This is a genomic window from Humibacter ginsengisoli, from assembly GCF_054780095.1.
Genome location: NZ_BAAGWZ010000006.1, coordinates 959342 through 982924 on the forward strand (window position 1 = coordinate 959342; position 23583 = coordinate 982924).

Annotated in this window: 22 protein-coding genes and 1 tRNA gene; 2 read left to right on the forward strand and 21 right to left on the reverse strand. The window is 68.0% G+C overall.

The genetic code is table 11. From position 1 onward, the window contains the following. Positions 1-42 precede the first annotated feature (42 nt). Positions 43-1428 carry an MFS transporter gene (locus ACYVI5_RS12765; protein WP_460580490.1) on the reverse strand — a complete coding sequence of 462 codons (1386 nt, stop codon included), beginning with the start codon at positions 1426-1428 and terminating at the stop codon, positions 43-45. Positions 1429-1591: 163 nt separating this feature from the next. Between ACYVI5_RS12765 and ACYVI5_RS12770 the strand changes: the two genes are divergently transcribed. Beyond that, complete coding sequence (locus ACYVI5_RS12770) at positions 1592-2281, forward strand: helix-turn-helix transcriptional regulator (RefSeq protein WP_460532581.1); 690 nt, start codon at positions 1592-1594, stop codon at positions 2279-2281. Here the strand turns inward: ACYVI5_RS12770 and ACYVI5_RS12775 are convergent. The 11 genes from ACYVI5_RS12775 to ACYVI5_RS12825 all read right to left on the reverse strand — a co-directional run bounded on the left by ACYVI5_RS12775 (position 2278) and on the right by ACYVI5_RS12825 (position 13201). Continuing rightward, positions 2278-3267: an alpha/beta hydrolase family protein gene (locus tag ACYVI5_RS12775; RefSeq protein ID WP_460580491.1), complete on the reverse strand. Its 990-nt coding sequence runs from the start codon at positions 3265-3267 to the stop codon at positions 2278-2280. The genes ACYVI5_RS12770 and ACYVI5_RS12775 overlap by 4 nt on opposite strands. 9 nt (positions 3268-3276) lie before the next feature. Then, the gene (locus tag ACYVI5_RS12780) at positions 3277-3504 is read right to left on the reverse strand and encodes a hypothetical protein (protein ID WP_460580492.1); all 228 of its coding nucleotides are present in this window, start codon (positions 3502-3504) and stop codon (positions 3277-3279) included. Further along, positions 3504-4286, reverse strand: coding sequence for a hypothetical protein (locus ACYVI5_RS12785; protein ID WP_460580493.1), 783 nt, complete (start codon positions 4284-4286; stop codon positions 3504-3506). Before ACYVI5_RS12785 ends, ACYVI5_RS12780 begins: the two co-directional genes overlap by 1 nt. Before the next feature lie 19 nt (positions 4287-4305). Continuing rightward, entirely contained in the window at positions 4306-5595 is a 1290-nt protein-coding gene (locus ACYVI5_RS12790) for an NRAMP family divalent metal transporter (protein WP_460580494.1), read from the reverse strand. 290 nt (positions 5596-5885) lie between these two features. After that, a complete protein-coding gene (locus ACYVI5_RS12795; RefSeq protein ID WP_460580495.1) occupies positions 5886-7232 on the reverse strand; it encodes an HNH endonuclease signature motif containing protein in 1347 nt (448 codons plus the stop codon). A 273-nt stretch (positions 7233-7505) separates the two neighbouring features. After that, the gene (locus ACYVI5_RS12800) at positions 7506-8681 is read right to left on the reverse strand and encodes a mannitol-1-phosphate 5-dehydrogenase (RefSeq protein WP_460580496.1); all 1176 of its coding nucleotides are present in this window, start codon (positions 8679-8681) and stop codon (positions 7506-7508) included. Next, positions 8678-9145 (reverse strand): PTS sugar transporter subunit IIA, encoded by a 468-nt coding sequence (locus ACYVI5_RS12805; RefSeq protein ID WP_460532563.1) that lies wholly within the window; start codon positions 9143-9145, stop codon positions 8678-8680. The genes ACYVI5_RS12800 and ACYVI5_RS12805 overlap by 4 nt, the downstream gene beginning before the upstream one ends. Next, complete coding sequence (locus tag ACYVI5_RS12810; protein ID WP_460580497.1) at positions 9142-10761, reverse strand: PTS mannitol transporter subunit IICB; 1620 nt, start codon at positions 10759-10761, stop codon at positions 9142-9144. Before ACYVI5_RS12810 ends, ACYVI5_RS12805 begins: the two co-directional genes overlap by 4 nt. Positions 10762-10805: 44 nt before the next feature. Further along, positions 10806-12539: a phosphoenolpyruvate--protein phosphotransferase gene (ptsP, locus tag ACYVI5_RS12815; RefSeq protein ID WP_460580498.1), complete on the reverse strand. Its 1734-nt coding sequence runs from the start codon at positions 12537-12539 to the stop codon at positions 10806-10808. Beyond that, positions 12526-12795, reverse strand: a complete 270-nt coding sequence (locus ACYVI5_RS12820) for an HPr family phosphocarrier protein (protein ID WP_460580499.1) — start codon at positions 12793-12795, stop codon at positions 12526-12528. Before ACYVI5_RS12820 ends, ptsP begins: the two co-directional genes overlap by 14 nt. Positions 12796-12832: 37 nt before the next feature. Next, positions 12833-13201 carry a PTS sugar transporter subunit IIB gene (locus tag ACYVI5_RS12825; protein WP_460580500.1) on the reverse strand — a complete coding sequence of 123 codons (369 nt, stop codon included), beginning with the start codon at positions 13199-13201 and terminating at the stop codon, positions 12833-12835. 232 nt (positions 13202-13433) lie between these two features. Here ACYVI5_RS12825 and ACYVI5_RS12830 point away from each other — a divergent pair, with 232 nt between their 5' ends. Next, entirely contained in the window at positions 13434-15353 is a 1920-nt protein-coding gene (locus ACYVI5_RS12830; RefSeq protein WP_460580501.1) for a BglG family transcription antiterminator, read from the forward strand. A gap of 142 nt (positions 15354-15495) precedes the next feature. On the opposite strand, the gene ACYVI5_RS12835 is transcribed toward ACYVI5_RS12830, so the two are convergent. The 9 genes from ACYVI5_RS12835 to ACYVI5_RS12875 form a co-directional block, all read right to left on the reverse strand. Next, the gene (locus ACYVI5_RS12835) at positions 15496-15819 is read right to left on the reverse strand and encodes a carboxymuconolactone decarboxylase family protein (RefSeq protein WP_460580502.1); all 324 of its coding nucleotides are present in this window, start codon (positions 15817-15819) and stop codon (positions 15496-15498) included. 19 nt (positions 15820-15838) lie between these two features. Next, the gene (locus tag ACYVI5_RS12840) at positions 15839-16258 is read right to left on the reverse strand and encodes a cupin domain-containing protein (RefSeq protein ID WP_460580503.1); all 420 of its coding nucleotides are present in this window, start codon (positions 16256-16258) and stop codon (positions 15839-15841) included. A gap of 221 nt (positions 16259-16479) precedes the next feature. Then, positions 16480-16555 (reverse strand) — tRNA-Ala (locus tag ACYVI5_RS12845). Positions 16556-16707: 152 nt separating this feature from the next. Next, entirely contained in the window at positions 16708-18906 is a 2199-nt protein-coding gene (locus tag ACYVI5_RS12850) for a hypothetical protein (RefSeq protein WP_460580504.1), read from the reverse strand. A 43-nt stretch (positions 18907-18949) separates the two neighbouring features. Beyond that, the gene (locus tag ACYVI5_RS12855) at positions 18950-19660 is read right to left on the reverse strand and encodes an AMP-binding protein (protein ID WP_460580505.1); all 711 of its coding nucleotides are present in this window, start codon (positions 19658-19660) and stop codon (positions 18950-18952) included. Between the two features lie 23 nt (positions 19661-19683). Next, the gene (locus ACYVI5_RS12860; protein WP_460580506.1) at positions 19684-20301 is read right to left on the reverse strand and encodes a hypothetical protein; all 618 of its coding nucleotides are present in this window, start codon (positions 20299-20301) and stop codon (positions 19684-19686) included. Further along, the gene (locus ACYVI5_RS12865) at positions 20301-21479 is read right to left on the reverse strand and encodes an OmpA family protein (protein ID WP_460580507.1); all 1179 of its coding nucleotides are present in this window, start codon (positions 21477-21479) and stop codon (positions 20301-20303) included. The genes ACYVI5_RS12860 and ACYVI5_RS12865 overlap by 1 nt, the downstream gene beginning before the upstream one ends. Before the next feature lie 184 nt (positions 21480-21663). Then, a complete protein-coding gene (locus ACYVI5_RS12870; RefSeq protein ID WP_460580508.1) occupies positions 21664-22785 on the reverse strand; it encodes a hypothetical protein in 1122 nt (373 codons plus the stop codon). A 140-nt stretch (positions 22786-22925) separates the two neighbouring features. After that, positions 22926-23579 (reverse strand): GNAT family N-acetyltransferase, encoded by a 654-nt coding sequence (locus ACYVI5_RS12875; RefSeq protein ID WP_460532527.1) that lies wholly within the window; start codon positions 23577-23579, stop codon positions 22926-22928. Positions 23580-23583: the final 4 nt, after the last annotated feature.

Here is a 23583-nt window from a genome sequence, read left to right on the forward strand (position 1 = left end):
ACAGCAGCGTTGGCTTCGACGAGCTCAACCAGCGATTCGGGTTCAGTTCGCGGGCACCTTGGCGGGCGTCGCCGGCGTCTTCGTCGCGGCGAGTGCGTGCAGGCGCCCGGCGCCTTCGACATCCGGCCGCACTGAGGCGACCAACGTCGCGATCACCCCGACGGCCGAGATCGCTGCGGCGTAGACGACCACGGGCCAGATCGCTCCGCCCGCTGCAGCGACGAGCGCCACGCAGATGAACGGCGCGAGCCCGCCTCCCAGGGTGTTCGAGATCTGGTAGCCGATGTTCACGCCGGTCGTGCGTGCTTCCGGATCGAACATCTCCACCAGCATGGTCGATAGGATCGCCTGCATGGCGACGCCGAACAGCACGAACCCGAGGATCTGGCCGAGCCAGATCAGCCACATGTTGCCGGTGCTGAAGAGCATGAAGCTCGGGTAGACCATGCACGCGAAGCCGACGCACCCGATGATGTAGACCGTTCGGCGCCCGATCCGGTCCGAGATCGCTCCCCACGCGGGCGCGACGAAGACCTGCAGAACACCGACGATCATGGTTCCGGCGAAGCCCATCCACGCCGGTATGTGCTTGTCGCCGACCATGAACGCGAGGCCGTAGGTCAGCACGACGTAGCCCGCGATCGACTGCGGAAGACCGATCAGGATGCCCATGATGGCGTTCTTCGGATGCCGGAACGCCTCGATCAGCGGGTTCGCCTTCTTGCCTGCCGCTTGGATCTGCAACGCCTGAGTGGCGGTGAACTCCTCGGACTCCTCGAGCTGACGGCGGAGCAGAATCGCCACGATCGCCAGCACGATCGAGAACAGGAACGGAAGGCGCCATCCCCAGGTGAGGAACCATGACGACGCCGTGAGGCCGAGGGCCGCCATGAGGCCACCCGAGACGATGTTCGCGACACCGGCGCCACAGATGAGGAAGGCACCGTACATACCGTGTTTCCCGACCGGGGCGTTCTCGACGACCATCGTTGCCGCGCCGCCCATCTCACCGCCCACGAAGAATCCCTGGAGCATGCGACAGAACAGCAGCAGCAGGGGCGCGATGATCCCGATGGTGTTGTCAGAGGGGATGAGGCCGATGCCTGTCGTCGCGAGTCCCATGCCGACCACGGTGATCATGAGCACCGTCTTGCGTCCCGCTCGGTCGCCGACGATGCCCCAGATGACCCCACCGACCGGACGCAGGAAGAATCCGACGGCGAAGGTAGCGAACGAGGAGAGCTGCGCGACGACCGGATCGTCGCCCGAGAAGAACACGACGGGGAACACCGCGGCCGACGCGAGACCGTACAGGTAGTAGTCGTAGTACTCCATGAGCGTGCCGATGGCGCCGCCCGCGACCATCCGTCGCTGTTTGGCGGAAAGCGTGCTTCGGGCGGGCAGAGCGCCGCCGGATGCCTGGGTCATCAGAGCCTCCTTACTCCTGAACCTGGCGGGGGTGCGGTTCGGGAGCTAAGGTAGCCCTATCTGAACACAATGTCTACTCGGTTAACATTTCGTTCAGCTCGAAGTCGGGAGGGATAGTGTGGCGAGCATCCGGCTCCCCACACGCCGCACAAGAAGGAGGCCCATGCTCAGGCCCGGCACTTTCGAGAGCGCCGACGAGGTGCTCGCCACTTTCCGTCCGGTGATGCACGCCATCGCGACCGCCGGCGGCCCTTCGTGCGAGGTCGTGCTGCACAACCTCGACGGCACCGATGTCGACCTCGGTCACACCATCGCCGCCATCGAGAATGGCCATGTCACGGGGCGCGAGGTCGGTGGCCCGTCGACGAGCATCGGGCTCGAGGTGCAGAAGGATCCGCTCGGGGACCACGACGCATTCGGTTACCGCGGGTTCACGAGCGACGGCCGCGAGCTGCGTTGCTCGAGCACATACTTCCGCAACCGCGAGGGCCGCATCATCGCCGCACTCTGCATCAACGTCGACCTCAGCGCCGTGCAGCAGGCGCGGTTCCTGCTCGACGCGCTGCTGCCTGCACAAGAGGCCGAGTCGCCGTCTGCCCCCGACGAGTACTTCGGGCGCGACCTGGTCTCGGTGATGGACGCCATGATCACCGATGCGATCCGCGAGGTCGGCAAGCCGGTCAACCAGATGTCGCGCGACGACAAGGTCGGGGTACTGCAGCGGCTAGATGCCAATGGTGCGACCCAGATGCGCAAGTCGGTCGAGACGATCGCGGTGCGTCTCGGCATCTCACGCGTCACCGCGTACTCCTACCTCGACGAGGCGCGCCGCTCCGCGGGAGAGCCTGCTTAATCGGGCAGCGGTCCGACGACGTCGTCCAGCCAGCCGAGAATCGTGTTCAGGCTCTCCGGGTCGAGGCGCGTTCCTGGAGCGTTGTAACCGTTCCCCGGCGTGGCCGCCACCTCCCCTGGGCTGCGCGTGTCGTGCTTGAAGACGTGATTCGCGTTCGAGGGGAACGCGAACGTCACATTCGCCATCCCATGCGCCGCCTTCTGCAACGGGTCACCGTCTGCGTGCACGTCCACCTGCACGTCCCTGCCGCCGATCAGCACGAGCGCGGGGATGCGCAGCTCGGCGATGTCGTCCGCGGCGGACTCCGACCACAGTTCGCGGGCAAGCGGCAGGTTCGCCGGTGCCTCGAAGCTGCTCAGCACCTGCCGCACGCTCTCCGGGAGAGCAGGGTCGAGATCCATCGGCTCGCCCGCGGCGTACCGCTCGGCGGCCTCCTCGACCTTGGGCATGAGATCGGCTCCTCCCGGAGTCTGGCTCGCCTGCAGCCCCAGCTGCGCGAGCAGAACATCGCCGACCGGGCGGCCGGGAGGAGCGGCCAGAATCACGCCGGCGAAGGAAGTGTGATGCTCGCCGGTCACGTAGTGCAGCACGTGCAGGCATCCTTCGCTGTTCCCCATTCCGACGATGCGCGATCGGTCGACGTAGCCCTGCTCGGCGAGAACGTGCACGGCGGCGGCGAGCTCGTCGAGGTGCGACCGCATGCTCATCTTGCCGGTGAGCTTCGGCAGGTTCTCCATCACGTGCGGGCCGGATGCGCGCTTGTCGTACCGGATCGACGCGATGCCGTGCTCGGCGAACGCTTCGGCGAACATCCGGCCGCTTCCGTTGGGCCCCGGCAGGAGCGGCGAGCACCAGTCGCGGTCGGTGGGACCGCTGCCTGCAACGAGAACCACCGCGGGGAACGGTCCGGCGCCGTCTGGTCGCACGATGGTGCCCTCCATCGTGACGCCGTCCAACTCCCAGGAGACCTCCGCACGTACCGTCATGCGTCGAATTTATCCTTCGCTCTTGTTCTGACGCTGCCCGATCGGGTCTCCGGACCGACCGGGAGCGATCTGCTCCCCTGGGTTCTGAAGGGGACCGATCTCATGTCCGTTGCGATCGAACGTGTGCACCTCTGGCCGCTCGTCGGGCAGCCGGGCGACGGCGAAGACCGAGACGACGAACGACACGACGGCGGCGGAGACCAGGACGGTGACCGCCCACGAAATGACCTGCACCATCACGTCGCCTCCCCCAGCCGGAACGGTCGAGCCGTGATGTCGCACACCCTGTCTGCCTCGATCGTGAACGCGTCGACGCGCGGAGCGAAGCGGTGCAGAAGCAGGTCGAATCGCCGATGCACCAGTACGAACCGACCGACGACCATCCGATCCTGGGTGGGAGAAACGATCACGTCGACCACGTAGCCGAGCGTGCTCCCCCGCTCGTCGAGCACGCGCGTGCCCCTCCGTGTGCTGAAGCGTTCGATCGGACCGCCTTCCCTCGCCGGTTCCCGGACTCCGCCCGGGGAGCCCGCACGATCGGCGGGAGGAACGCGCACGCTCGGTGGCTGTGTGGCCTGGTTCCCTCGACCGGCAGAACCAGGGATCCTCGCGATGACCCGCAGGACCGAGCGATCCACCGTGCGCAGCCCCGCTTCGTCCCGGTCGACGTCGAGGTGCACGAGCGCGTCGATCGCCTCGACGTGCCGCCAGTCGACGACCGCAGGACGCGGGTCACGGATGCCGCATGCCAGGTAGGACAGGCGGAAGAACGATCGGAGCACCCGCGGTGTCGGCCGGGGCAGCGGGCCCGAGACGACAGCACGCAGCACGAGCGCACGCGATGCGCGGCCCGCCGTGGATCCGTCACCCTGCCGAGCTTCGTCCGAGACGTCGAAAAGCACGTCGTCGACGCGTCCCGCGCGGCGGCCGTTGCGGTCCAGGATGGCGTGGTTCATGACCTGCGACACAGCCAGCCAAGGACCATCGTCGCGCGCACCTCCCGTCGGAGGGGCGGGCATCCGTGCGCCTTCAGCGCGATCAGAAGTTGCCACCGGTGATCACCAGTAGAGGAATGGTCGCGATCGTGATCGCCGCGAGCACGGTGAGCACGATGCCGGCGACGATGTTGATGGGCAGCGTGTTGCGCAGCTTTCCCATGAATTGCCGGTCGTTGGCCACCAGCAGCAGCGGGCCGAACGTGAACGGCAGGGCGGCCGCCCCGAAGGCCATCGTGATGACGGCGAACTGGATCGGATCGATGCCGGACAGGTCGATGACGGCGGCCACGGCGATCATGACCAGGATGATCGCGTTGAACATCGGGGCGCTGCGCGGGGACCCGCTCTTGCCCCATTCCCACCCGAAGTACTGCGCCACGCCGTAACCGCCGGAGAGGCACAGCTCGACGCACGCGGCCAGGGACACCGAGAACACGCCGATCACGAAGACGACGAATCCGATCTCGCCGAACGCCTTCACCGCGGGCGCCGCCGCAGCCTTGATCGAGTCGACGGCGTGCGCGTACGGATACAGCGCCTTCGCCCCGGCACCCATGACGGCGAGCGTGAGGGCGGCCCCGACGATGGTGCCGATCACGGCGACGATGCGGTTCTTCCTGAGGTCGCGCCCGGTCCAGCCCTCCTCGATGGCTCCCGAGGAGTAGAAGTCGAACTGGTACGGCGTCATGAACGAGCCGACGAGCGACGCGGTGGCGAACAGATAGGTCGGAATGGAGTACGACGACTTCAACTGAGGATGCACGAGCGAGATGCCGACGCGTTGCCAGTCCGGCGCGAGCGCGGCCATCGCCGCGATCATCACCAGCATTGTGAGTCCGGCGAGGGCGGCCGCTGTGTCGACCTTCGAGAAGCTGAGGAACCAGAGCGCGGATGCGAGCGCGACGGCGACGATCGGAACCCACACCCGATAGGGCGCGCCGGTCAGCAGCTGAAGTGCGAGCGACATGCCGATCAGGTCGACCGCGAGTACGAGCACGTGCACGACCACGTTCGCCACCAGCGGTATCGCCCCGAGCCTCGGCCCCAGCCTCGTTCGGATCACCTCGTACGTCGGCTGGGACGACGAGACGGCGACCCGGCCCGACATCTCCGCGAACACCGAGAATCCGACCAGACCGAAGACGACGGTCCAGAGCAGCGCGAAGTCGAAGCGGGCGCCGGCGGAGACCGCGGTGATCACGCCGCCGGTGTCGAGGAATCCGCCGATGCCGGCCAGAACGCCGAGGGCCAGGGCCGCGACACCGACGGGAGAGGATGCCTTTCCTGCACGCTTCTGCTGCCGCCCCCTCGGGTGCACCGCGTCGTGCACTGCGCCCTCCCGTCGACATCTGGTGGCCATCTATCTGCCGCGCCGGGTCGACGCGGCGCCCGCATCGACCAGCCGATCACATCGTCGGCGTCGGCACTCACAGCGGGAAGGGCTTGACGCGCCACCGGCGCAAGTCGATTCAGCGCAGTTCGAGGTTGCCCGCGTGCGCACGCACGCCCGCGGCCGGCCAGAGCGAAACGCGTGAGTCCGACGTCATGAACCGAGCCTGGCAGGGCCTCGGATGTTCTCTCGCCGACGGAAGCTTTCCCTCGGCGAGACGGTCGCTTCGGTCAGAAGGGTGGTGGGTCGCTGTCGTATCCGGTGGGTGTTCTCACTCGGATGCCGCCGTCGGGTTTGGGGTCCAATCGGATCCTGGTCACGGTCTTCATCCGGTGCAGTCTCGGTTTGAACGGGGCCAGGTTCCGCACGTTCGTGGGGCCGCCGTGTTGTCGTTCGATGACGTGATCGACATCGGCGCCGGTGACGATCCCGACCGGTAGGAACGGGGTCGCGTCCTCATCGAGCCCGAACTTCAACGTGAGCCAGGTCTTCTGGTCCGGGGTCGGACGGTACCGTGTGGTGTCCAGGTTCAACACCGCCGGACGGATCGGGTCCGCGAGGACTTTCCGGAACGAGGGTGCGTCCCGCAGTGCGGCTGCCGCCTGCTTCGGGGGGATCGGCCAGTACCCGAGGAGCTCAGCGAACCGGCCGGCATCGTCGATCAACACGAACGGGCGCACACCCGCACGGCCTTCTTCGCCGGTGGTGTCGCCTTTCAGCCACTGCACGGCCAGGTCGGCACGCAACTGATCCAGGGTGCGGGTCTCACCCGGCAGGGTACGCAACCGGCGGGCTTTGGCGGTGAGGGCGACTTCGATCTGCGCGAGGTCCATTACCGAGGCGTGGAGGTTCAACCAGCCCATCGCATCCGCGGCCGCCTCCACCACCACACGTCGTCGGGTGTGGGCGTCCTCATGCCGCTCCTGCAGCGTGCCCGCACACAACCGTTCCCGCAACAGGCGGCACCGGCGGGCGAACACGCCAGGGTTCAGCTTCTCGACAATCCCCGCCATCCGTTCGTCATAGGTGTCGTACGCGGCAGCATCCGGCAGCCCGGTGCAGGCTTCCACCACGGCACGCACATGCTGCGGGCTGATCCGACCCGAGACGAACAGGTCCTTCAACCGGGGCAGCGACCTGTTCAGGACTTCGGCTTGCCACGCCATGGAACGGACCGTGTTCTCACTCAGGTGCAACCACTGAGCCAGGTCGAACGCGACAGCCCGGACCGCGAAGTCCACCTCCTCCGCCCGCGGATCCCGCTCCACCGCACCCACCGGGACATAGATCCGCGGCTCTTCCCTGGCGTACTCGAACGCCCGACCTACTGCGAACAGTTGCCGTGCTGCTTCCAGGTTCACCAACGTCTGGGAGGAGACGGCGTCCTCGAACAACGACCGCATCAACGCTTCACCGGAATCGGTCCGCACCGACGACACGAACCCCTCTGTCGACGAACGCGCGGGCCGGTCCAGGAACGCCAGCTCGGCCGACTCGTCGAACAACGAAGCATCCGCAAGCTCCTCCCAGAAGGCGGCATCACCCTCCAGTGCCGGGGCCAGATCCACGTCGTTCATACCCTCGAAGCTAGGCCACGCCACCGACATTCCTCGACAACGGCAACCAGCTCTGACCTGGCCTGTTGATAACCACACAACCCTGCGACCTGGGGAGGAAGAGACGCACCACAGCGGCGCCAGACCCGCCGCATGCGAGCGCCGGAACTCGCATCCGCTACACAGATCGGCATCCGCTACGGGAATCGGCATCCGCTACCGAACATTCGTGTAGCGGATGCCGATACGTGTAGCGGATGCCGATACGTGTGGCGCGAAGCACGCGCCGCGTGCTCAGGCGCCCGCGAGCATCCTCGATTCGTCGCGCTTCGCAGCGTCGGCGACCACGGCGAGCGGCGCGAACAGCGGATGCCCGTGCGCGAGCCCCGTGATCCGCTCGACCGCCTCGATGGGGTCGTCGTGTCTCAGCAGTTCGCCCAGCTGCTGCGACTGCTCGTCGGCGTCGGAGCGGTACCTCAGCGCGGCGCCGATCGCGTGCAGGAGGGCCAACGGCACAGTGCCGCGCTCGGCGAGCTCCGCTGCCGGTGCGACGAACCGGTCATGCCTGCCCAGCTTGCGCAACGGCTCGCGGGCGACGCGTTCCACCTCGTCGTCCAGGTGCACGTTGCGGAACCGGTCGAGGATGCGCTGCCGGTACGCCGCCTGCTCGTCCGGGTCGATGCCGTGCCGGGCGACGAGTGCCGCGGAAGTCTCCTCGAGCGCGGCCGCGACGGCGGCCGACACGCCCGGATGCTCCAGCGCCTCGGAGATGGTGCGTGCGCCGACCAGGTGCCCGCAGTACGCGGCGGTGGCGTGCCCGGTGTTGACCGTGAAGAGCTTGCGCTCGATGTACGGCGCAAGGCCGTGCACGAACTTGGCGCCGTCGAGCCGCGGCGGACGGCCGTCGAACGGGCCGTCCTCCACCACCCACTCGGAGAAGTCCTCGACGATCACGTCCAGCCCGCTGTGCGCCTGCTGCACCGGGACGATGCGGTCGACGGCCGTGTTGGCGAACACGGCGCGCTCCCCGATGACCGACCACTGCTGGTCGGTGACGGCGGCGGCGATGGCCGCGGCGAGGGCATCCGTCGCCGCGACCGCGTTCTCGCACGCCATCACCGCGACCGGTCCACGATCCGCGGAACGCGCCAGGAGGCCCGAAGCGATCACCGGTGCCACCAGCGGCAGCACGCGCACTCCGACCGCCGTCGTGACGATGTCGGCGTCCGCGATCGCGGCGGCGACGGCGCCCGGGTCGCGCGCGCTGTTCAGCGCGCGGAACCCGGACACCGTGTCGGTGGTCGTGCTGTCGCCGACCGCGACCACGCGGTACTCGCGAGCGGTGTCGAGGGCGTCGATGAGAGCATCCGCGACGTCGACGAAGATCACCTCATAGCCGGAGTCGTGCAGCAACTGGCCGATGAAGCCGCGGCCGATGTTGCCCGCGCCGAACTGCACCGCGGTGGTCACGTGGTCACCTCGCGCGCATCGACGTCTTCATCGTCGTTCACCTCGGACAGCAGCGCGAAGATCGCGTCGGCGTCGGCAGCGTCCAGCAGCCGCTGCACGTCGTCGGCATCGGCGAACAGCACCGCGATGCGCGACAGGATGTCGAGGTGCTCGTTGTCGAGACCGGCGATCCCGAGCGCGAAGCGCACGTCGTCGCCGCCCCAGTCGATCGGATGCTCGTACCTCACGAACGCGAGCGCGGAGCGCACGATCTCGCCCTTCGCGTCGTTCGTGCCGTGCGGAATGGCCAGCAGGTTGCCCATGTACGTCGAGACGGTCTGCTCCCGCTGGAGCATGGCATCCAGGTATCCCTCGTGCACGGCGCCCGCCTGAACCAGCAGTCGGCCCACCTCACGTACAGCTTCGTCCCTAGTCGTCGCCGACCCGGCCGCCACGACGCTCTCCCGCGTCAGGATGTCGCTCATCGCTTCGCCGGCTCCATCTCGTCATCGTTCGGGGTGGATCCGCCCTCGGCGGCCGCCTGACTCTCGGCAACAAGCTGCACGACCTCGTCGTAGCGCGGGCTGTTCATGAAGTTGTCCACCGACACGTGGATCGAGCCGGGTGACTTCTCCCTGGCGCGATCGGTGAGCTCGCGCTGCGTGACCACGAGGTCCGCGTCGCCCTCCAGGTTGGCGATCGCCTCGTTGCGCACCCGCACATCGGTGATGCCGGCCTTCTTGAACTTGCTGCGCAGCACGGATGCGCCCATCGCGCTCGAACCCATGCCGGCGTCGCACGCGAACACGATGTTGCGCACCAGTCGCCTCGTCGCGTCGCCCTGAGCGTCGCCGGTGTCGGTCTCCGCCTCGTTGACGAGCGAGCCGAGCACGGAGCTCTTCTTGCCCTTGTTCGCCTCGGTCTGCGCGACCGCGGACGCGAAGGCATCCTCGTTGCCAGCGGCGAGGTCGCGCTTGCGCGTCGCCCGCAGCACCACGGAGGAGATCAGGAACGACACGGCGGTCGCGCCGAGCACGGCGAGCGTGACGCCGATCCAGTCGCCTCGTGCGGTCTGGATGAGGATGGCGATGATGCTTCCCGGCGATGCCGGCGCGACGAGTCCCGTGTGGAAGGCGACGTTGATCGCGACGCCGGTCATCCCGCCACCGATCGCGGCGAGCACGAGGATGGGCTTCATCAGCACGTAAGGGAAGTAGATCTCGTGGATGCCGCCCACGAACTCGATGAGGATGGCTCCCGGCGCGCTGGCCCGCGCGATGCCGAGGCCGAAGATCGAGTACGCGATGAGGATGCCGAGGCCCGGTCCCGGGTTCGTCTCCAGCAGGAACAGGATCGACTTGCCCGTGTCGTGCGCCTGCTGGATGCCCAGCGGGTCGAGCACGCCGTGGTTGATGGCGTTGTTGAGGAACAGCACCTTGCCCGGCTCGATGAGGATGCTCACCAGCGGCAGCAGATGCGCACCGACCAGCCAGTTCACTCCGGCGCCGAGCAGGTCGCTGAGCCACTCCACAAGCGGTGCGATGCCGAAGAACCCGGCGATCGCGAGCGCACCGCCGACGATGCCTGCGGAGAAGTTGTTCACCAGCATCTCGAACCCGGCCTTGATCTTGCCGTCCCAGATGCGGTCGAGGTGCTTCATCACGAAGGCACCGAGCGGGCCCATGATCATGGCGCCGATGAACATCGGGATGTTCGTACCCACGATCACGCCCATGGTTGCGATGGTGCCGACCACACCGCCGCGCACGCCGTAGACCATGCGGCCTCCGGTGTTGGCGATGAGTAGCGGCAGCAGGTAGGTGATCATCGGACCCACGAGGCCGACGTACTGCGTGAAGGTGTGGCCGTTGGCATCCTGCGCCAGCTGTGTCGCCGCGCCCTGCCAGCCGATGTCGGCCGCATTTCCGAAGCCGCCGAGTATGCCGCTGGGCGCCCAGCCGGTGGCGATGAAGAACGCCGTGATGAGTCCCCAGGCGATGAACGCCGGAATGTTCGGCATCACCATCCCGGAGAGGAAGGTGCCGAAGCGCTGCACGCGTACGCGGGCGCCCCTCGGTTTCGCGACTGACGTCGTCGTCATGATGGATTACTCCGATTCTTCAGGTGCTGCGGGGGCTTATGGCGTCAGGGTGCGATGGCGCGGACGGCGTCGCGCACTGCGCTCCTGGCGGAGTCTGCTGAGTCGGCGGCGAGCGCGAGCCCGGCCAGCCGCTGTGTCTGCTCGGACGTGAAGCGCCGCAAGGATGCCCGCACATCGGCGAGCGCCGTCGGCGCCATGGAGAGCGTGGTGACGCCGAGTCCGGTGAGCACCGCGGCGAGCATCGGGTCGGCGGCGGCCTCGCCGCACACACCGACCGGCTTGCCTGCCGTTCGTCCGGCTGAGCCGACCTCGCCGATGAGGCGCAAGACGGCGGGATGCCAGGGGCTCTGCAGCGCCGACACCGCGCCGAGCATCCGGTCGGCGGCGAGCGTGTACTGCGTGAGGTCGTTCGTGCCGATCGAGACGAAGTCGCACTCGGCGAGGATGCGATCGGCGATGAGCGCAGCGGACGGCACCTCGACCATGACTCCGGCCGTCTTCAGCCCGTGCTCGCGGGCCATGCGCGTGAAGTACGCGGCCTCCTCGGTCGTGGCGACCATGGGCGCCATCACCCAGAGGTCGGCGCCGGTCTGCGCTTGGGCGGCGGCGAGGGCCGCCAGCTGGTCGTGCAGCACGTTCTCGCGTGCTCGGAGCGCGCGAATGCCGCGTACGCCGAGCGCCGGGTTCTCTTCCGCGGTTTCGTTCAGGAACGGGAGGGGCTTGTCGGCGCCGGCATCCAGAACCCGTACCACGACCTTGGGCGATGCCGCGTCGCCGGAACGCTGCGCCGTGAACGCGCTCAGCAGCTTCACGTACTCGTCGCGCTGCTCGGCCACGCTCGGCGCCTGTTCGCGGCCGAGGAACAGGAACTCGGTGCGGAACAGTCCGACGCCCTCGGCACCGGCGGCGATCGCAGCGGCCGCGTCGCCGGAACCGAGGTTCACGAGCAACGGAACCGGCGTGCCGTCGGCGAGGCGACCCGGACCGGATGCCGCGGTGCGGGCATCCTGCAGCCGCTCCGCTCGTTGGCTCGCTGCTGCGCGCTCCGCAGTGTTCGGCTCCCGCACGACCGTGCCCGCCTCCGCGTCGACGATGACTGTGTCGCCGTCGGCGAGCTCCGTCGCGCCGGCGCAGCCGACGACCGCGACGATGCCCTTGTCCCTGGCGAGGATGGCGGTGTGCGAGGTGGGACCGCCGTCACTCGTCACGAGGGCGAGCACTCGGTCGAGGTCGAGTTCAGCCGTGTCGGCCGGCGAGAGGTCGCGGGCGACGAGCACGAACGGCTCGTCTGCGTCGGGGAGGCCGGGCACCTGAACGCCGAGCAGCTCGGCGATGAGCCGCTGAGCGAGGTCGTCGAGGTCGCCCGCACGTTCGGCGAAGTATCCGCCGAGCTCGATGAGCCGTGCCCGCAGTTCGTGGCACGCCTCGAACACGGCGCGCTCGGCGGCGAGCCCGCTCCGGATGCGCCGCTCGAGTTCGGCATCCAGGGTCTCGTCGCGCACGATCATGGCCTGCGCCTCGAGCACGTCGCCCGCGAGACCGCCGAGCTGCTCGGCACGGTCGTCGAGGTAGTCCGCGACGACCGTGACGGCTTCACGTGCGCGGCGCAGCTCGTCGTCTGCGGGAGCATCGGCCGGCTGCGGCAGGGGTTCGGCGATGGGGTCCGCGGCGCGAAGCACTCGGCCGACGACCACAGCCTGGCCGATGCCGACGCCCTGGAGCACACGCCCCGGCGTCGTGCTGGCATCCGGTCGGGTCGCGAGTTCAGGCGTTGTCATGGTCGAACACCAGAACTTCGGAGAGCGAGTCCAGCACGGCGGATGACTCCGGATGATCGCAGCTGAGCGTCACCGTGTCGCCGTGGTCGATGCCCAGCGCGATGACGGCGAAGATGCTCGACGCGTTCACCGGTTCCCCTGTGCCTTTCGCGATGCGTACCGGCATCCCGCTCGCCTCGACGGCCTTGACGAAGAGCTTCGCCGGCCGGGCGTGCAGCCCGTGCTGCGACCCGACCTGCACCGTGCGTTGCGCCATGTTCGTCTCTCTCCCCGTCGTGTTCGACTTGCTGTTCCTACTCGACCCGACTCGTGTCATCCGCGGCGGCCAGAGCGATATCCAGTGCTGCGTCGCCGGACCTGTCGCGGATCACCGACTCCGGCAGCAGCGCCGCCGCCACCCGAATCCGTGCCAGCTCTTCCGCGATGGCGTCGTACTGGTCGGCCAGGTGAGGTCCGACCAGCACGACGTCGGCGCCGACCGCGTCGTCGGCGAGCGCCGAGGTGCTCGATGCGGTCACGATGACGCGATGTCCGCGAGCGGCGGCGGCGGCACGCATCCACAGCGACACGAAGGTGCTCGATGCCCCCGCACCACAAATGACCAGCACCCTCAGCGGCTCCGTAATCTGCGTCGGCTCGCCGTCGCCCGACCTCGTCGTCATGACCCCATGCTCGCCCGGTCGCGGTCGCGGCGCCAGGATGCTTGCTTCCGCACTCCCGGAAGGTCGCGTCTTGTTTCCGCACCCCCGGAAATCCTCGTCCCGGTCGCGCACGCGCGAGCCCTGGCGTGCTTGACTCGGCGTCAGGTCCCGTGCGCTGCTTCGCCCGTTCGTCGATGTGCGCCGCCCCGAGGGATGCATCCGAAGTCCGTGCGATGGCGCGTGGAGGTGAGCCGTGATCAGCAGCAGGCAGGCGAAGCTGCTCGACTACCTCGCCCGTGTGGGCGACTGGGTGACGGCCGCAGAGCTCGCCGATCACGTCGGCGTCACGCCGCGTAGCATTCGCAGCTACGTCGGTGAGCTGAAGGACTCCCCCGACTCTCGCGATGTGGTCAGTTCGTCGGCGCAGGGCTACCGACTCAACACGGATGCCTACGCCGCCTACCGAGCGCGGCTCACGGGGGCCGATCGCGCGTCCGATACGCCGTCCGCTCGGGTGCGCCGGCTTCTTCGACGCCTGCTCGACGACGTCGACGGTCTCGATGTCTACTCCGAGGCAGAGGCAGCGTTCGTGAGCGAGTCGACCGTGGAGTCGGACCTCTCGCGTGTGCGCCGGGTGCTCGACGACAGCGGACTCTCCCTCTCGCGCCACGGAAGCGCCGTCGTGCTGCAGGGATCCGAGCTGGACCGGCGTCGCATGCTGAGCCGGCTCATCCGTCAGGAGTCCGACGAGGTGATCGTGAGCCTGACCCGCATCGAGAGCGAGTTCGGCCTGGCCGGCCTCTCCGGCTTCAAGCGCGACCTCTCCCGCGAGCTCGACCACCGCGGATACTTCGTCAACGAGTACGGCATCAACGACGTGCTCCTGCACGTCGCCATCGCCGTCCACCGGTCCTCCCGCGGCGGGAACCTGCCGCAGCGCGACGCCGTCGTCGACCCGGAGATCTCGGCCACCGCGGCGACGTTGGGACGGCTCGTCCCCCAGTACTTCGAGACCGAGCTCGACGACGAGGAGTACGACCAGCTCGCGATCCTGCTCGCGACTCGCGTGCTAGCGCCGGGCAACGACCGCAACGAGGCAGCCGTCGAAAGCTACCTGCGACCGGACGTGGTGAACACGGTGAGCACGATCCTTGCCGAGGCATCCGACCGCTACGCCATCGACCTGCGCGACGGTCCGTTCACCATGCGCCTCGCCCTGCACGTGCAGAACCTGCTGGCCAGGGCGAGCGAGCGCAACTACTCGCGCAACCCGCTCACCCGGTCGATCAAGACCACGTACGCGCTCATCTACGAGGTGGCCGTGTACGTCGCGTCGAAGTTGCAGCAGAGTGCCGGCATCCAGGTTACCGATGACGAGATCGCCTACATCGCCATGCACGTCGGAGCGCATCTCGAACAGCAGTCCAGGCGCACGGATGCCGTCACCTGCGCACTCATCTGCCCTGGCTACTACGACATCCACCGGCTCTTGCGAGAGCGCATCGAACGGGAGCTGGGCGACGACATCCTTGTGACCACCGTGGCGACCGGCGCCGACCCGGATTGGGAGTCACTCGGTACCGACCTCGTGCTCACGACCATTCCGCCGTCGACGCCGCGGAACGACGTCATCGTGATCGGCCCGTTCCTCACCCGTGCCGACGCGGATGCCGTGCGTGCGGCAGTCGCACGCATCCGCCGGCACCGCAGACGCGCCGGCATCAAGCGGGAGCTGCTCGAGTACTTCGACGAGTCCCTGTTCTTCCGCAACCTGTACGCCCCCGACGAGTTCGCCATGATCCGCCTGCTCGGCGAGCGGATGCGTGCCAAGGGCCTCGTCGACGACGCCTACGTCGAGGGCGCCGTGGAGCGCGAGCGGATGTCGTCAACCGCGTTCACCGACACCCTCGCGATCCCGCACGCGATGGCGATGACCGCGCCGGAGACCGCGATCGCGATCGTGGTCAACGACCAGGCGATGGACTGGGGCGATGCCAGGGTGAACGTGATCGCCTTCATCGCGTTCAACGCTCTGGAAAGGAGCGGGTTCCAGGCGGTGTTCGATCAGTTCGTCGAGGTGTTCAGCGACCGCGACGCGGTGCTGGCGATCACCCGCCGCTCGACCACGTTCGGCGCGTTCATCGACGAACTGGTGCACGTGTTCGACAGCTGACTTACGCACTGATCAGCGTGACGAGGTGCTCCAGACCAATGAAGTCATAGCCGAGTTCGGCCCACGATGGTGAGGAGACGGCGACCTCGTATCCCGGATGCGACAACGGCTCGGTGACCAGCAGATTCGGTCACCGGCATCCTTACGCGCCGGAGACGTCCTTGGCCATCCTGAACGCAGCCCACGCCTTGGGCCAGCCGGCGTAGAACGCCGCATGCGTCAGCACTTCGGCCATCTCCTCGGCGGTGACGCCGTTGCCCTTCGCGCGTTCGATGTGGTGCTGCAGCGAGCTGTCGAGCACACCGCTGGACATCAGCGCGGTTACCGTGACGATGCTGCGGATGCGCGGGGAGAGCTGCTCCTCGCGAGACCACACCTGTCCGAAGAGCACATCGTCGTTGAGGGCGGCGAACGTCGGGGCGAAGTCGCCGAGCGCGTCCCTGCCCGCTGTGACCTTTTCAGCCATGTGAAAGTTCTCCTCTCGCTTATCGCGGCAAAGTGCCGTACACCTCGTCGGTGACGGGCTCGAGCCATTCGTTGCTGACGCCGTCGCCAGGCGTGATGAACGCGAGGTGGGAGAACCACGAACCGGCCTTCGCGCCGTGCCAGTGCTTGGTGCCGGCGGGAACCCGGATCACCGATCCGGGCTCCATGCTGACGGGCTCTTCGCCCTCGGCCTGGTACCAGCCGCTGCCGGCGGTGCACAGCAGGATCTGGTCGCCGCCTCCGTCAGTGCCGTGATGGATGTGCCAGTTGTTGCGGCACCCGGGCTCGAACGACACGTTGCTCACCGGGACGCTCCCCGAAGCCAGCGGTGCCAGGTAGCTCTGCCCGACGAAGTACTTCGCGTAGGCGTCGTTCTTCTCCCCGAGCGGGAAGATCTGGTCGAAATTCGTGTCGCTCATGGCTTCAACGGTAGGTCGGTCTTCGCCGGCAGAGGGAGTCCCTGGCGGTACCACCATCGATCACGTGGTGAGTGATGAAGGCTGTATGGGTTGCGGCCGCTCGTGCCAGGGTTCGCCAACGACGGAGCAAGAGCCTCGGCGGGCGGATGAAACGTCAACCTAGGAACGGCACTACGAACAGCCGTTGACGTAAGACACGCTCGTCGGACTCGGTAAGTCTTTGGTGGAGCTACGGGGATTCGAACCCCGGACCTTCTCATTGCGAACGAGACGCGCTACCAACTGCGCCATAGCCCCTTGTGCGTATGAGACTTTAGCACGGAGCGACGACCCCGTCGGAATCGATCAGGGCCTTCGCAAGTGGGACCCGCGTGTCTCAGAACCTGCGGAGTTGGGCCCGAAGACGCACGCGTTGTGTGACACGGCCGGGACTCGCTGTGACGACTGAGTCAACCGAAAAGCTGCCAGGCCGCGAGGTGCACCGCCTGGGCGTCGTTCTCCTTGCCGTTACTCCCCGGCGCGGCCGATCCCAGCTCATCGGGCTGGCCACCGTAGCTCGCCTTCGTCACGGTCAGCTCCACTGTGCCGGCCGGGATGTCGACCTGCTCCAGCCACGCGAAGGGACCGGTCCAGTACGTCGTGTAGAGGCAGGCATCCGAACTGTTCTGCGACGACGGCGACGGGATGGGCAAGGTGGCCGCTGAGGCGCATTCGTAGGAGTAGACCTTCTTGCCATCTACTGAGATGTCGAACGCGACGAGCGAGCCGCCCGCGGTCTGCCACGCAGGTCCTCCGGTGAAAAGGGCGAACCCCTTTGCCGGCTTGCTCGTCTTCATCGCGAACGTCGCAGGCAGAGTCGTGGCGACGTACGGCTGAGCCGCCACCGGCACGGTTCCGCCCTGCAGGTTGGCACCGAACGTGCCTTTGGTGAGCACGGCGGCATCGCCGGACGGCGCGCGCACCTTCTTGCCCCGCGCTATATCGGTGAGCTGCGACCACCACCCCGGCTCGACGTCGACCGTGCTCCCGGAGGGGAGGAAGACGTAGGTGAGCAGGTCATCCAGTTGGATCCGCGCGATGCCGCCGTTGACCTGCACACTCGTGGGCACGCCCATCCCGTCCCAGACCTGGACGGTCCCCGATGCCGAGACCCGCAAGTCGACCGCCGCACGCTCCATACCATTGGTCGCCAGCACCACGACGTCGCGCTCTCGCCCTCGATAGTGCAGTCCCGCGAAGAGGCTGTCGCCCACTCCCCCCGTCGGGCCGAAGCTGAGCTTCGCCGGCGGATGCTCGCGAGTGCACGTGGTCCCGTGCAGCGCCTCCGACATGACGTGGAGGGCGTACCCGCCCGCACGGATGTTCCCCGTCGAGCCACCGTTGACCGAGTCGATCATGTAGGTGCTCAGGCCGGATCCGAAAGCGTCGAAGACGCGGAAGTCGTAGCTCTGCTCCTTCGGCCAGCCGTACGACTCGAACACGAGCCGGAGCACAGTGCGCTGCCGGGCATCCCTTCGCGGCTGGAGCACGCTGTACCCGCCGCCGTTGATGCCGGTTTCGGTGAGCCACAGGTCGAGCCCCGGCCTGCCCGAGGCCGCGAACTCACGGTCAAGCGCTCCGAACAGCTGCCGAAGGGCGACGATGTTCGACAGGTTCTTGTGCGAGTCCTCCAAGTGGTCGGTGACGGCATCCACGGGGCATGCGGCGAGGAACTGGCCGAGATCGCTCAGCGAGCTGGATGCCATGATTCCGGCCGAGTCGAATCCCATCACGTGCGCGGTCGGGTCGGCCTTCAGGATGGCCTGCCGGCACCGCGTCCAGTACGAGATAACCTCGGGCAGCTTCCAGCCGCCGTTTTCCGGCTCGTTGGTCGGGCACTCGTAATAGGCCCCGGAGTGACCGGCCGCTTTCAGCGTCGCGGCCAGATCGCCCCACTCCTGCGCGGTAGGGCTGGCCGTCGGGGCCTGCGCCTGCGGCTGCGGTGCGACCCAGACCCGGCGGGGACGCGCGGGATCCTGCGGTGATGCGAAGTACGGATCGCCTTTCAGCGCCGCGACAATGTCTGCCGACTTGCCCGGCTGGAACGAGTAGAGGTCGCGGTCGGGTGCGACGGCGAGCCAGGCGCCGATCTCCGGCGGGCTGGTCGGCATGGAGAGCTTCGTGGGCGGACACAGAACCAAGCTGCCGGTGGCGACACCGTGCCGCCCTGCGTTCGTGAGAACGGTGTAGTGTCCGGGCACGGCCTCGGCGCCACCCTTCCACACGCCGCCCCGGCAGACGGTGATCGACTTTTCGCCTGCCGACATGGATCCGTGAGCGACGCGAGCACCGTGAGCATCCAGTACCTGCCAGCTCGTCGCCCCGATCGGCTGGTCGAGCTTGAACGTGTTCATCTGGGTCGTGGACCCCGACAGCTTGATCGTCGGCTTGACGTAGTAGATGCCGCAGAACGCGGTCGCCTGAAGCGTCACGCCGGGACGCGAGGATGTTCCCTGCCGCACCGGCAGCGGATCCGCGGCGGGCGTCGCACCGTCGCCACGTGTCAACTGCGTCACCGTGAAGGCGGCCGCACCGACCACGATCACACCGCCCGCGCCGATCAGTGCCTGTCTGCGCGTGATCCGTCCGCGTTCGTCGTCGCCCGCCACTGTGGCATCCTCCCCTCAGAAGCTCCACGCGACCCGAACGCAGTCAGAACATGAGAATTACTCGAGCATACGCTGCACCAGCGGATACTTCTGGATCTTGCCCGCCGAGGGCGTGGCCCGTCGTGCCCGAGGTGAAGACGATGTCGGCGACATCGTCGGCACGGATGTCTGCGACGACGGCTTCCAGCCGGGCATCGTCCGCCTCCCGGGAGAGGCCGGGAACGGTCAGCGCGCCCGATCGCCATCCGTGCTCCGCGAGCACGATCGTGCGCAGCGCGGGTGCCTCCGTGCTGCGCACGCCGCTCTCCCATCCGGGGAAGCGTTCGTCGAAGACAGCGAGGAAGTTCGTCGCCACCGACGCGTCGATGCTGATGAGCACGCTCGCGCCGGACTGCCGCAGCCGTTGCACGATCTCGTCGCCCTTGTACGAGTAGTTCAGTGCGACCGCGATGGCCCCGGCGCGTGCGATCGCGAGCTTGACCACCGGGTAGTCCAGGCGGGTGTCCATCAGCATGGCGACGCGGTCGCCGAGTTGCACGCCGAGTTCGAGGAGGCCGACGGCAAGGCGGCGGGAGCGCTCCGCGACCTCCGCGTAGGTGAGGGTGCGGGCATCCGTGATCACATACGGACGGTGTGGATGCCTGCCTGCCGCCTCGTCGAACGCCGCAGGGAGCGAGCGGGGAACCCACAGGCCGAGCGAGCGTTCCAGTGCGTCACGTCGCCGAGCCACGTCATCCACGGTGATGGTGCCCATGGGCGCCAGGCTACGCCGGCCTGCTACTTCGAGCGCCCGACCTTGATGCCCTTGATGTCGGCGAATCCGGGCAGTGTGAGATCGACCGACTTCACCGAGCTCGGCAGCGGAGGCACTACGGCGTAGAGCAGCTCGCCTTCGCCATCGACCTGGCTCGGAAGGTCACTGCACAGGCAGGAGTTGTCTTCGCCGTTCCCCTGAATGGGCACATAGGTGTATGGCCGGTAGGTGATCTTCGCCCTCGGGTCGACCACGCCGAGCAACCGGGTGTCGAACAGCGGTGGATGCGAGAGCTGGATCGAGGTCGTGCTCACGGTCTGATGCGTCGCGCTCCCCAACCGCCACACGACGAGCGTCGCGTCCGACGTCGCACTCACCTGCAGCACCTGAGCGACGACCTTCGCCGGCTGATCGCCGGGGCCGTTGATCGTGCCGTTCGACGTGCCCAGCACGGGCAGGTCCTTGCCGTTCGCCATGATCTTCGCGATGGCATCCTTCACCGGCAGTTCTGTCGCGCCCGCGCTCGGCGTTGCTGACGTCGTGGACGACGGATGCGTGGGACCGGTGCACCCGCACAAGGCCAGAACCAACGCGGCGGCCGCTGCCACGACGACGACAGGACGTCGCTTCGACTGCTCCATCACTTGCCTGCCTTCGTGAACGTGATCGTGACGCGACGGTTCAGCTGCCGGCCCTCCGGAGTGCTGTTGTCGGCGACCGGATCCTGCTCGCCCATGCCGGAGGCCGTGAACGTGATCCCCGGCTTGGTGACGAGTTTCGACAGCGCCGTGAGCACGGACTGCGCCCGCGCCTGCGACAGGGTCAGGTTGGCGGCGTCGTCTCCGATGTCATCCGTGTATCCCACGATCGAGACGGTGCCCGTGCCTGCCTTCTGGAGCTTGGCCGCGACATCCGCCAGCAAGCTGTTCGCCTGCGGTGTGAGCGTCGACTCGTTGAAGGCGAAGAGCACGTTGGAGTCGACGGAGATCGACGAGATGTCGGGTGTCTCCTTCGTCGCCTTCTGCGGATTCGCGGTGTTCTGTACGAGCGATCGGATCGACTGTGCGGGATCCGCTGTCTTGATCGCGGATGTCGGCGGAAGCTTCGGCCATCCCTTTCCGAGCTGGATCTCCGTCGTGTCGAGACCGTGCTCCGGCCATCCAGAGGCGACCGTGGGCTGTGGTGGCTGCGTAGTCACGGGCACGTCGGGAATGAGCGTGCCGAAACCGAACTGGATCGTGACGTGGGTGAGGCTCTTCGGGAGAGGCGGCAGCACCGCCCATCCCACGAGGGGCGTCTTGGTCCCGGAGAGATCGGAGATGTCGCCGACCCGGCTGCACAGGCAGTCCCCTTGCCGGCGCGACAGCGGCATGTAGTACTTCAGGCCCTTCGTGTCCACGATGCCGACTGCCCAGGCCGCGAACGGGTCGTACGGCGTATGCAGGCCAACGCTCGGCATCACAGCGCCCGAGGTGTCGGCGGGACCGCCGACGCTGTAGAAGACGGCGGTACCTCCCGGCATGCGCACCACCGCGTGGATGGCGCCGTGAATGATGCCCTGCGTCGGATCGTGCGACGCGTGGTACTGGAACACGGCCTCGACCGGGACGGTCTTGGACGTGGCAGTGTCGCTCGCGGCCGCCCTCTCCGGGGTCGCCTCCGCGGGGGCGAGCATCATGGACACGCCGAGCACAACCGCGATCACCCCGGAGAGCAGCGCGGATGCCCGCGCCAGCATGGGGCCCGCCCGTCCCCTCGACCGGTCCGGACAGCGCGCGGCACGCTCCTGCCCCTCGGTGCGGTGTTCCCCCCTGGCCATGCCTTCGAGCCTAGGAACGGACGTGCGGTGCCCGGAATGGGGACCACTCCCCATGGCGCCGCGTCCGCGCACCTCTGCGGCGGCCGGACTCCTTCGCGCTACACCTATCGGCACCCGCTACACGAAAAAGCTGGCGCGGATGCCGATAGGTGTAGCGCCAGCGATGTCTCCGGCCGGGAGTGGCTCAGCCCACCGCGCGACGGCGCCGCAGCGCCTCGTCGAGATCAATGTGCTCGCTCTGCACGTCGTCGAGCACCCCCATGCGGGCGTACCGGCTCGGACCCGCCGGCTTCACGGATGCCTGTGCAGCTTCGTCGACGGATGCCGGCTCGCTGGTCCGAGGCTCCTGCACCGGCTCGGGGACGGGAAGCGTCGGAACGTGCGCCGCCGCGATCCGCGCCGCGCGCGCCTCGAGCTCGGCCCTGGCTGCGGCTCGGCGCAACGCGACGGCCGCATCCAGCGACGCCATCGCGGTCGCCGCACGCGATCCAGGCGACTGATACATCGGCTTCGGCAGCGGCTGCGGTGCCCAGCTCGCGTCGCGTTCCTCGACCGGCCCCGGCGCGACATCCGTCTCGACGTAGAGCGCGTGGTCGTAAAGCTCGGGGTTCTGGCGCACGACGGGCAGGTGCGAGCGTCGGGCCGCCTGATGGGCGGCCACCTGCTGCCCCAGCCGGCGCAGCACGGCGACGGCGCAGACCAGCAGCGCGGACGATGCCGCCAGGAGCCACCACGACTCCGCCGTCACCATCGAGTAGGCGCCGAATCCGATGCCGACCAGCGACGCGATCACCACGCCCGTGGTGGCCAGGCGCGTGCGACGCACGGCATGCGCGAACGCGCGCTCGCGCTCCTCGCGCGTCTGCTGCGCCGTGCGAGTCCGCGTTGAGGTGTGCGGACGGGCGACGGCCTTGCCCGCCGAACCAGCGGAGCCGCCACGCGATCCGAGGGAGGAGTCCCGCGCGGACGCCGTTCGCGACGGCTTCTCCGGCGCGATCGTGGCGGCCGACGCGGCCGCACGCGCTTCGGATGCCGCGTGGGCGCGGGCTGCGGCATCCGCTTTCGCGCGCACCTTCTTCAGAAGCTTCTGCTGGCGGGCGACCTCGCGGGCCGTGGCCTCGACGCGCACCTCCTCAGGCGCCTCGGCCGTTTCGGCCAGGATGCGCAGGGTCTGCTGCAGGCGCACGGCGTTGCGCTCGGCGTTGAGGTAGTCACGACGGCGGAGCCAGGTGGGCAGCAGGTAGGCGAGCCAGAGGGTCGCCGCAAGGGCGATCACGACCCCGCCGCTGAGCGTTCCGCCGTTCACGAGCTCGCTCCGCATGCCAGTGCCGACCCGCCCATGGGGCGGCCCTGTCCACGATCCCCCGGGTGCATGTGACTACGGTAGGCGTGCGACGGCATCCCTGGCCGTCGCGGCGGCCGTGTGTCCGCGAACTTGCCCGCGATTCAGTGGCCGCGGCCGACGAGGGGATGCGTCGCCGCCTCGAGATCCGCGGGTGGAATGGTGGCGGCATCCTGCGGCGCCTCCCCCGACTTCCAGCGCCGGAGAACGCCCTGCGGTATCTCCTCCACGACGAGCGCGAAGCAGAAGTGGTCGCGCCAGTCGCCGTTGATGTGGATGTACCTCCGGCGCAGCCCCTCGTACCGGAAGCCGAGCTTCTGCACGACGCGAAGAGACGGCGCGTTCTCCGGACGGATGCAGATCTCCATGCGGTGCAGCCCGAGCTGGAAGAAGCAGTAATCGGTCGCCAGTGCAACGCTCGTGGGCGTCACGCCCTTGCCCGCGAACCGCTGCGCGACCCAGTACCCGATGGTGGCCGAGGCAAGTGACCCGTAGGTGATCGACGACACGTTCAATTGGCCGGCCAGCTCACCGTCGTACTCCATGACGAACGGCAGCCCGTGACCGGCGCGAGACGACGCCTGCAGGGAACGGATGCTCGCCCGCGTGTCGAACACCGCCGGCCCGTGCGGGCTGGTGGCCTCCCACTGCCTCAGCCAGGTGCGGTTGTCGAGCAGTTCCTTCTCCAGCGCGCGCGAATCGCGCAGCCGGATCGGGCGGATGCCCACAGCACCCTCGCTGAGGCTGGGCACGTACACGGAT

Excerpts from the sequence above, each read along its gene's own strand:
- ACYVI5_RS12785 (WP_460580493.1), bottom strand. The coding sequence starts at position 4,286 with ATGCCCGCCCCTCCGACGGGAGGTGCGCGCGACGATGGTCCTTGGCTG.
- ACYVI5_RS12865 (WP_460580507.1), bottom strand. The coding sequence starts at position 21,479 with ATGGCCAGGGGGGAACACCGCACCGAGGGGCAGGAGCGTGCCGCGCGC.
- ACYVI5_RS12820 (WP_460580499.1), bottom strand. The coding sequence starts at position 12,795 with ATGGCGCAACGCACGGTGCAGGTCGGGTCGCAGCACGGGCTGCACGCC.
- ACYVI5_RS12795 (WP_460580495.1), bottom strand. The coding sequence starts at position 7,232 with ATGAACGACGTGGATCTGGCCCCGGCACTGGAGGGTGATGCCGCCTTC.
- ACYVI5_RS12855 (WP_460580505.1), bottom strand. The coding sequence starts at position 19,660 with ATGGGCACCATCACCGTGGATGACGTGGCTCGGCGACGTGACGCACTG.
- ACYVI5_RS12840 (WP_460580503.1), bottom strand. The coding sequence starts at position 16,258 with ATGAGCGACACGAATTTCGACCAGATCTTCCCGCTCGGGGAGAAGAAC.
- ptsP (WP_460580498.1), bottom strand. The coding sequence starts at position 12,539 with ATGACAACGCCTGAACTCGCGACCCGACCGGATGCCAGCACGACGCCG.
- ACYVI5_RS12860 (WP_460580506.1), bottom strand. The coding sequence starts at position 20,301 with ATGGAGCAGTCGAAGCGACGTCCTGTCGTCGTCGTGGCAGCGGCCGCC.
- ACYVI5_RS12810 (WP_460580497.1), bottom strand. The coding sequence starts at position 10,761 with ATGACGACGACGTCAGTCGCGAAACCGAGGGGCGCCCGCGTACGCGTG.
- ACYVI5_RS12805 (WP_460532563.1), bottom strand. The coding sequence starts at position 9,145 with ATGAGCGACATCCTGACGCGGGAGAGCGTCGTGGCGGCCGGGTCGGCG.
- ACYVI5_RS12770 (WP_460532581.1), top strand. The coding sequence starts at position 1,592 with ATGCTCAGGCCCGGCACTTTCGAGAGCGCCGACGAGGTGCTCGCCACT.
- ACYVI5_RS12825 (WP_460580500.1), bottom strand. The coding sequence starts at position 13,201 with ATGACGACGAGGTCGGGCGACGGCGAGCCGACGCAGATTACGGAGCCG.
- ACYVI5_RS12775 (WP_460580491.1), bottom strand. The coding sequence starts at position 3,267 with ATGACGGTACGTGCGGAGGTCTCCTGGGAGTTGGACGGCGTCACGATG.
- ACYVI5_RS12835 (WP_460580502.1), bottom strand. The coding sequence starts at position 15,819 with ATGGCTGAAAAGGTCACAGCGGGCAGGGACGCGCTCGGCGACTTCGCC.
- ACYVI5_RS12765 (WP_460580490.1), bottom strand. The coding sequence starts at position 1,428 with ATGACCCAGGCATCCGGCGGCGCTCTGCCCGCCCGAAGCACGCTTTCC.
- ACYVI5_RS12780 (WP_460580492.1), bottom strand. The coding sequence starts at position 3,504 with ATGGTGCAGGTCATTTCGTGGGCGGTCACCGTCCTGGTCTCCGCCGCC.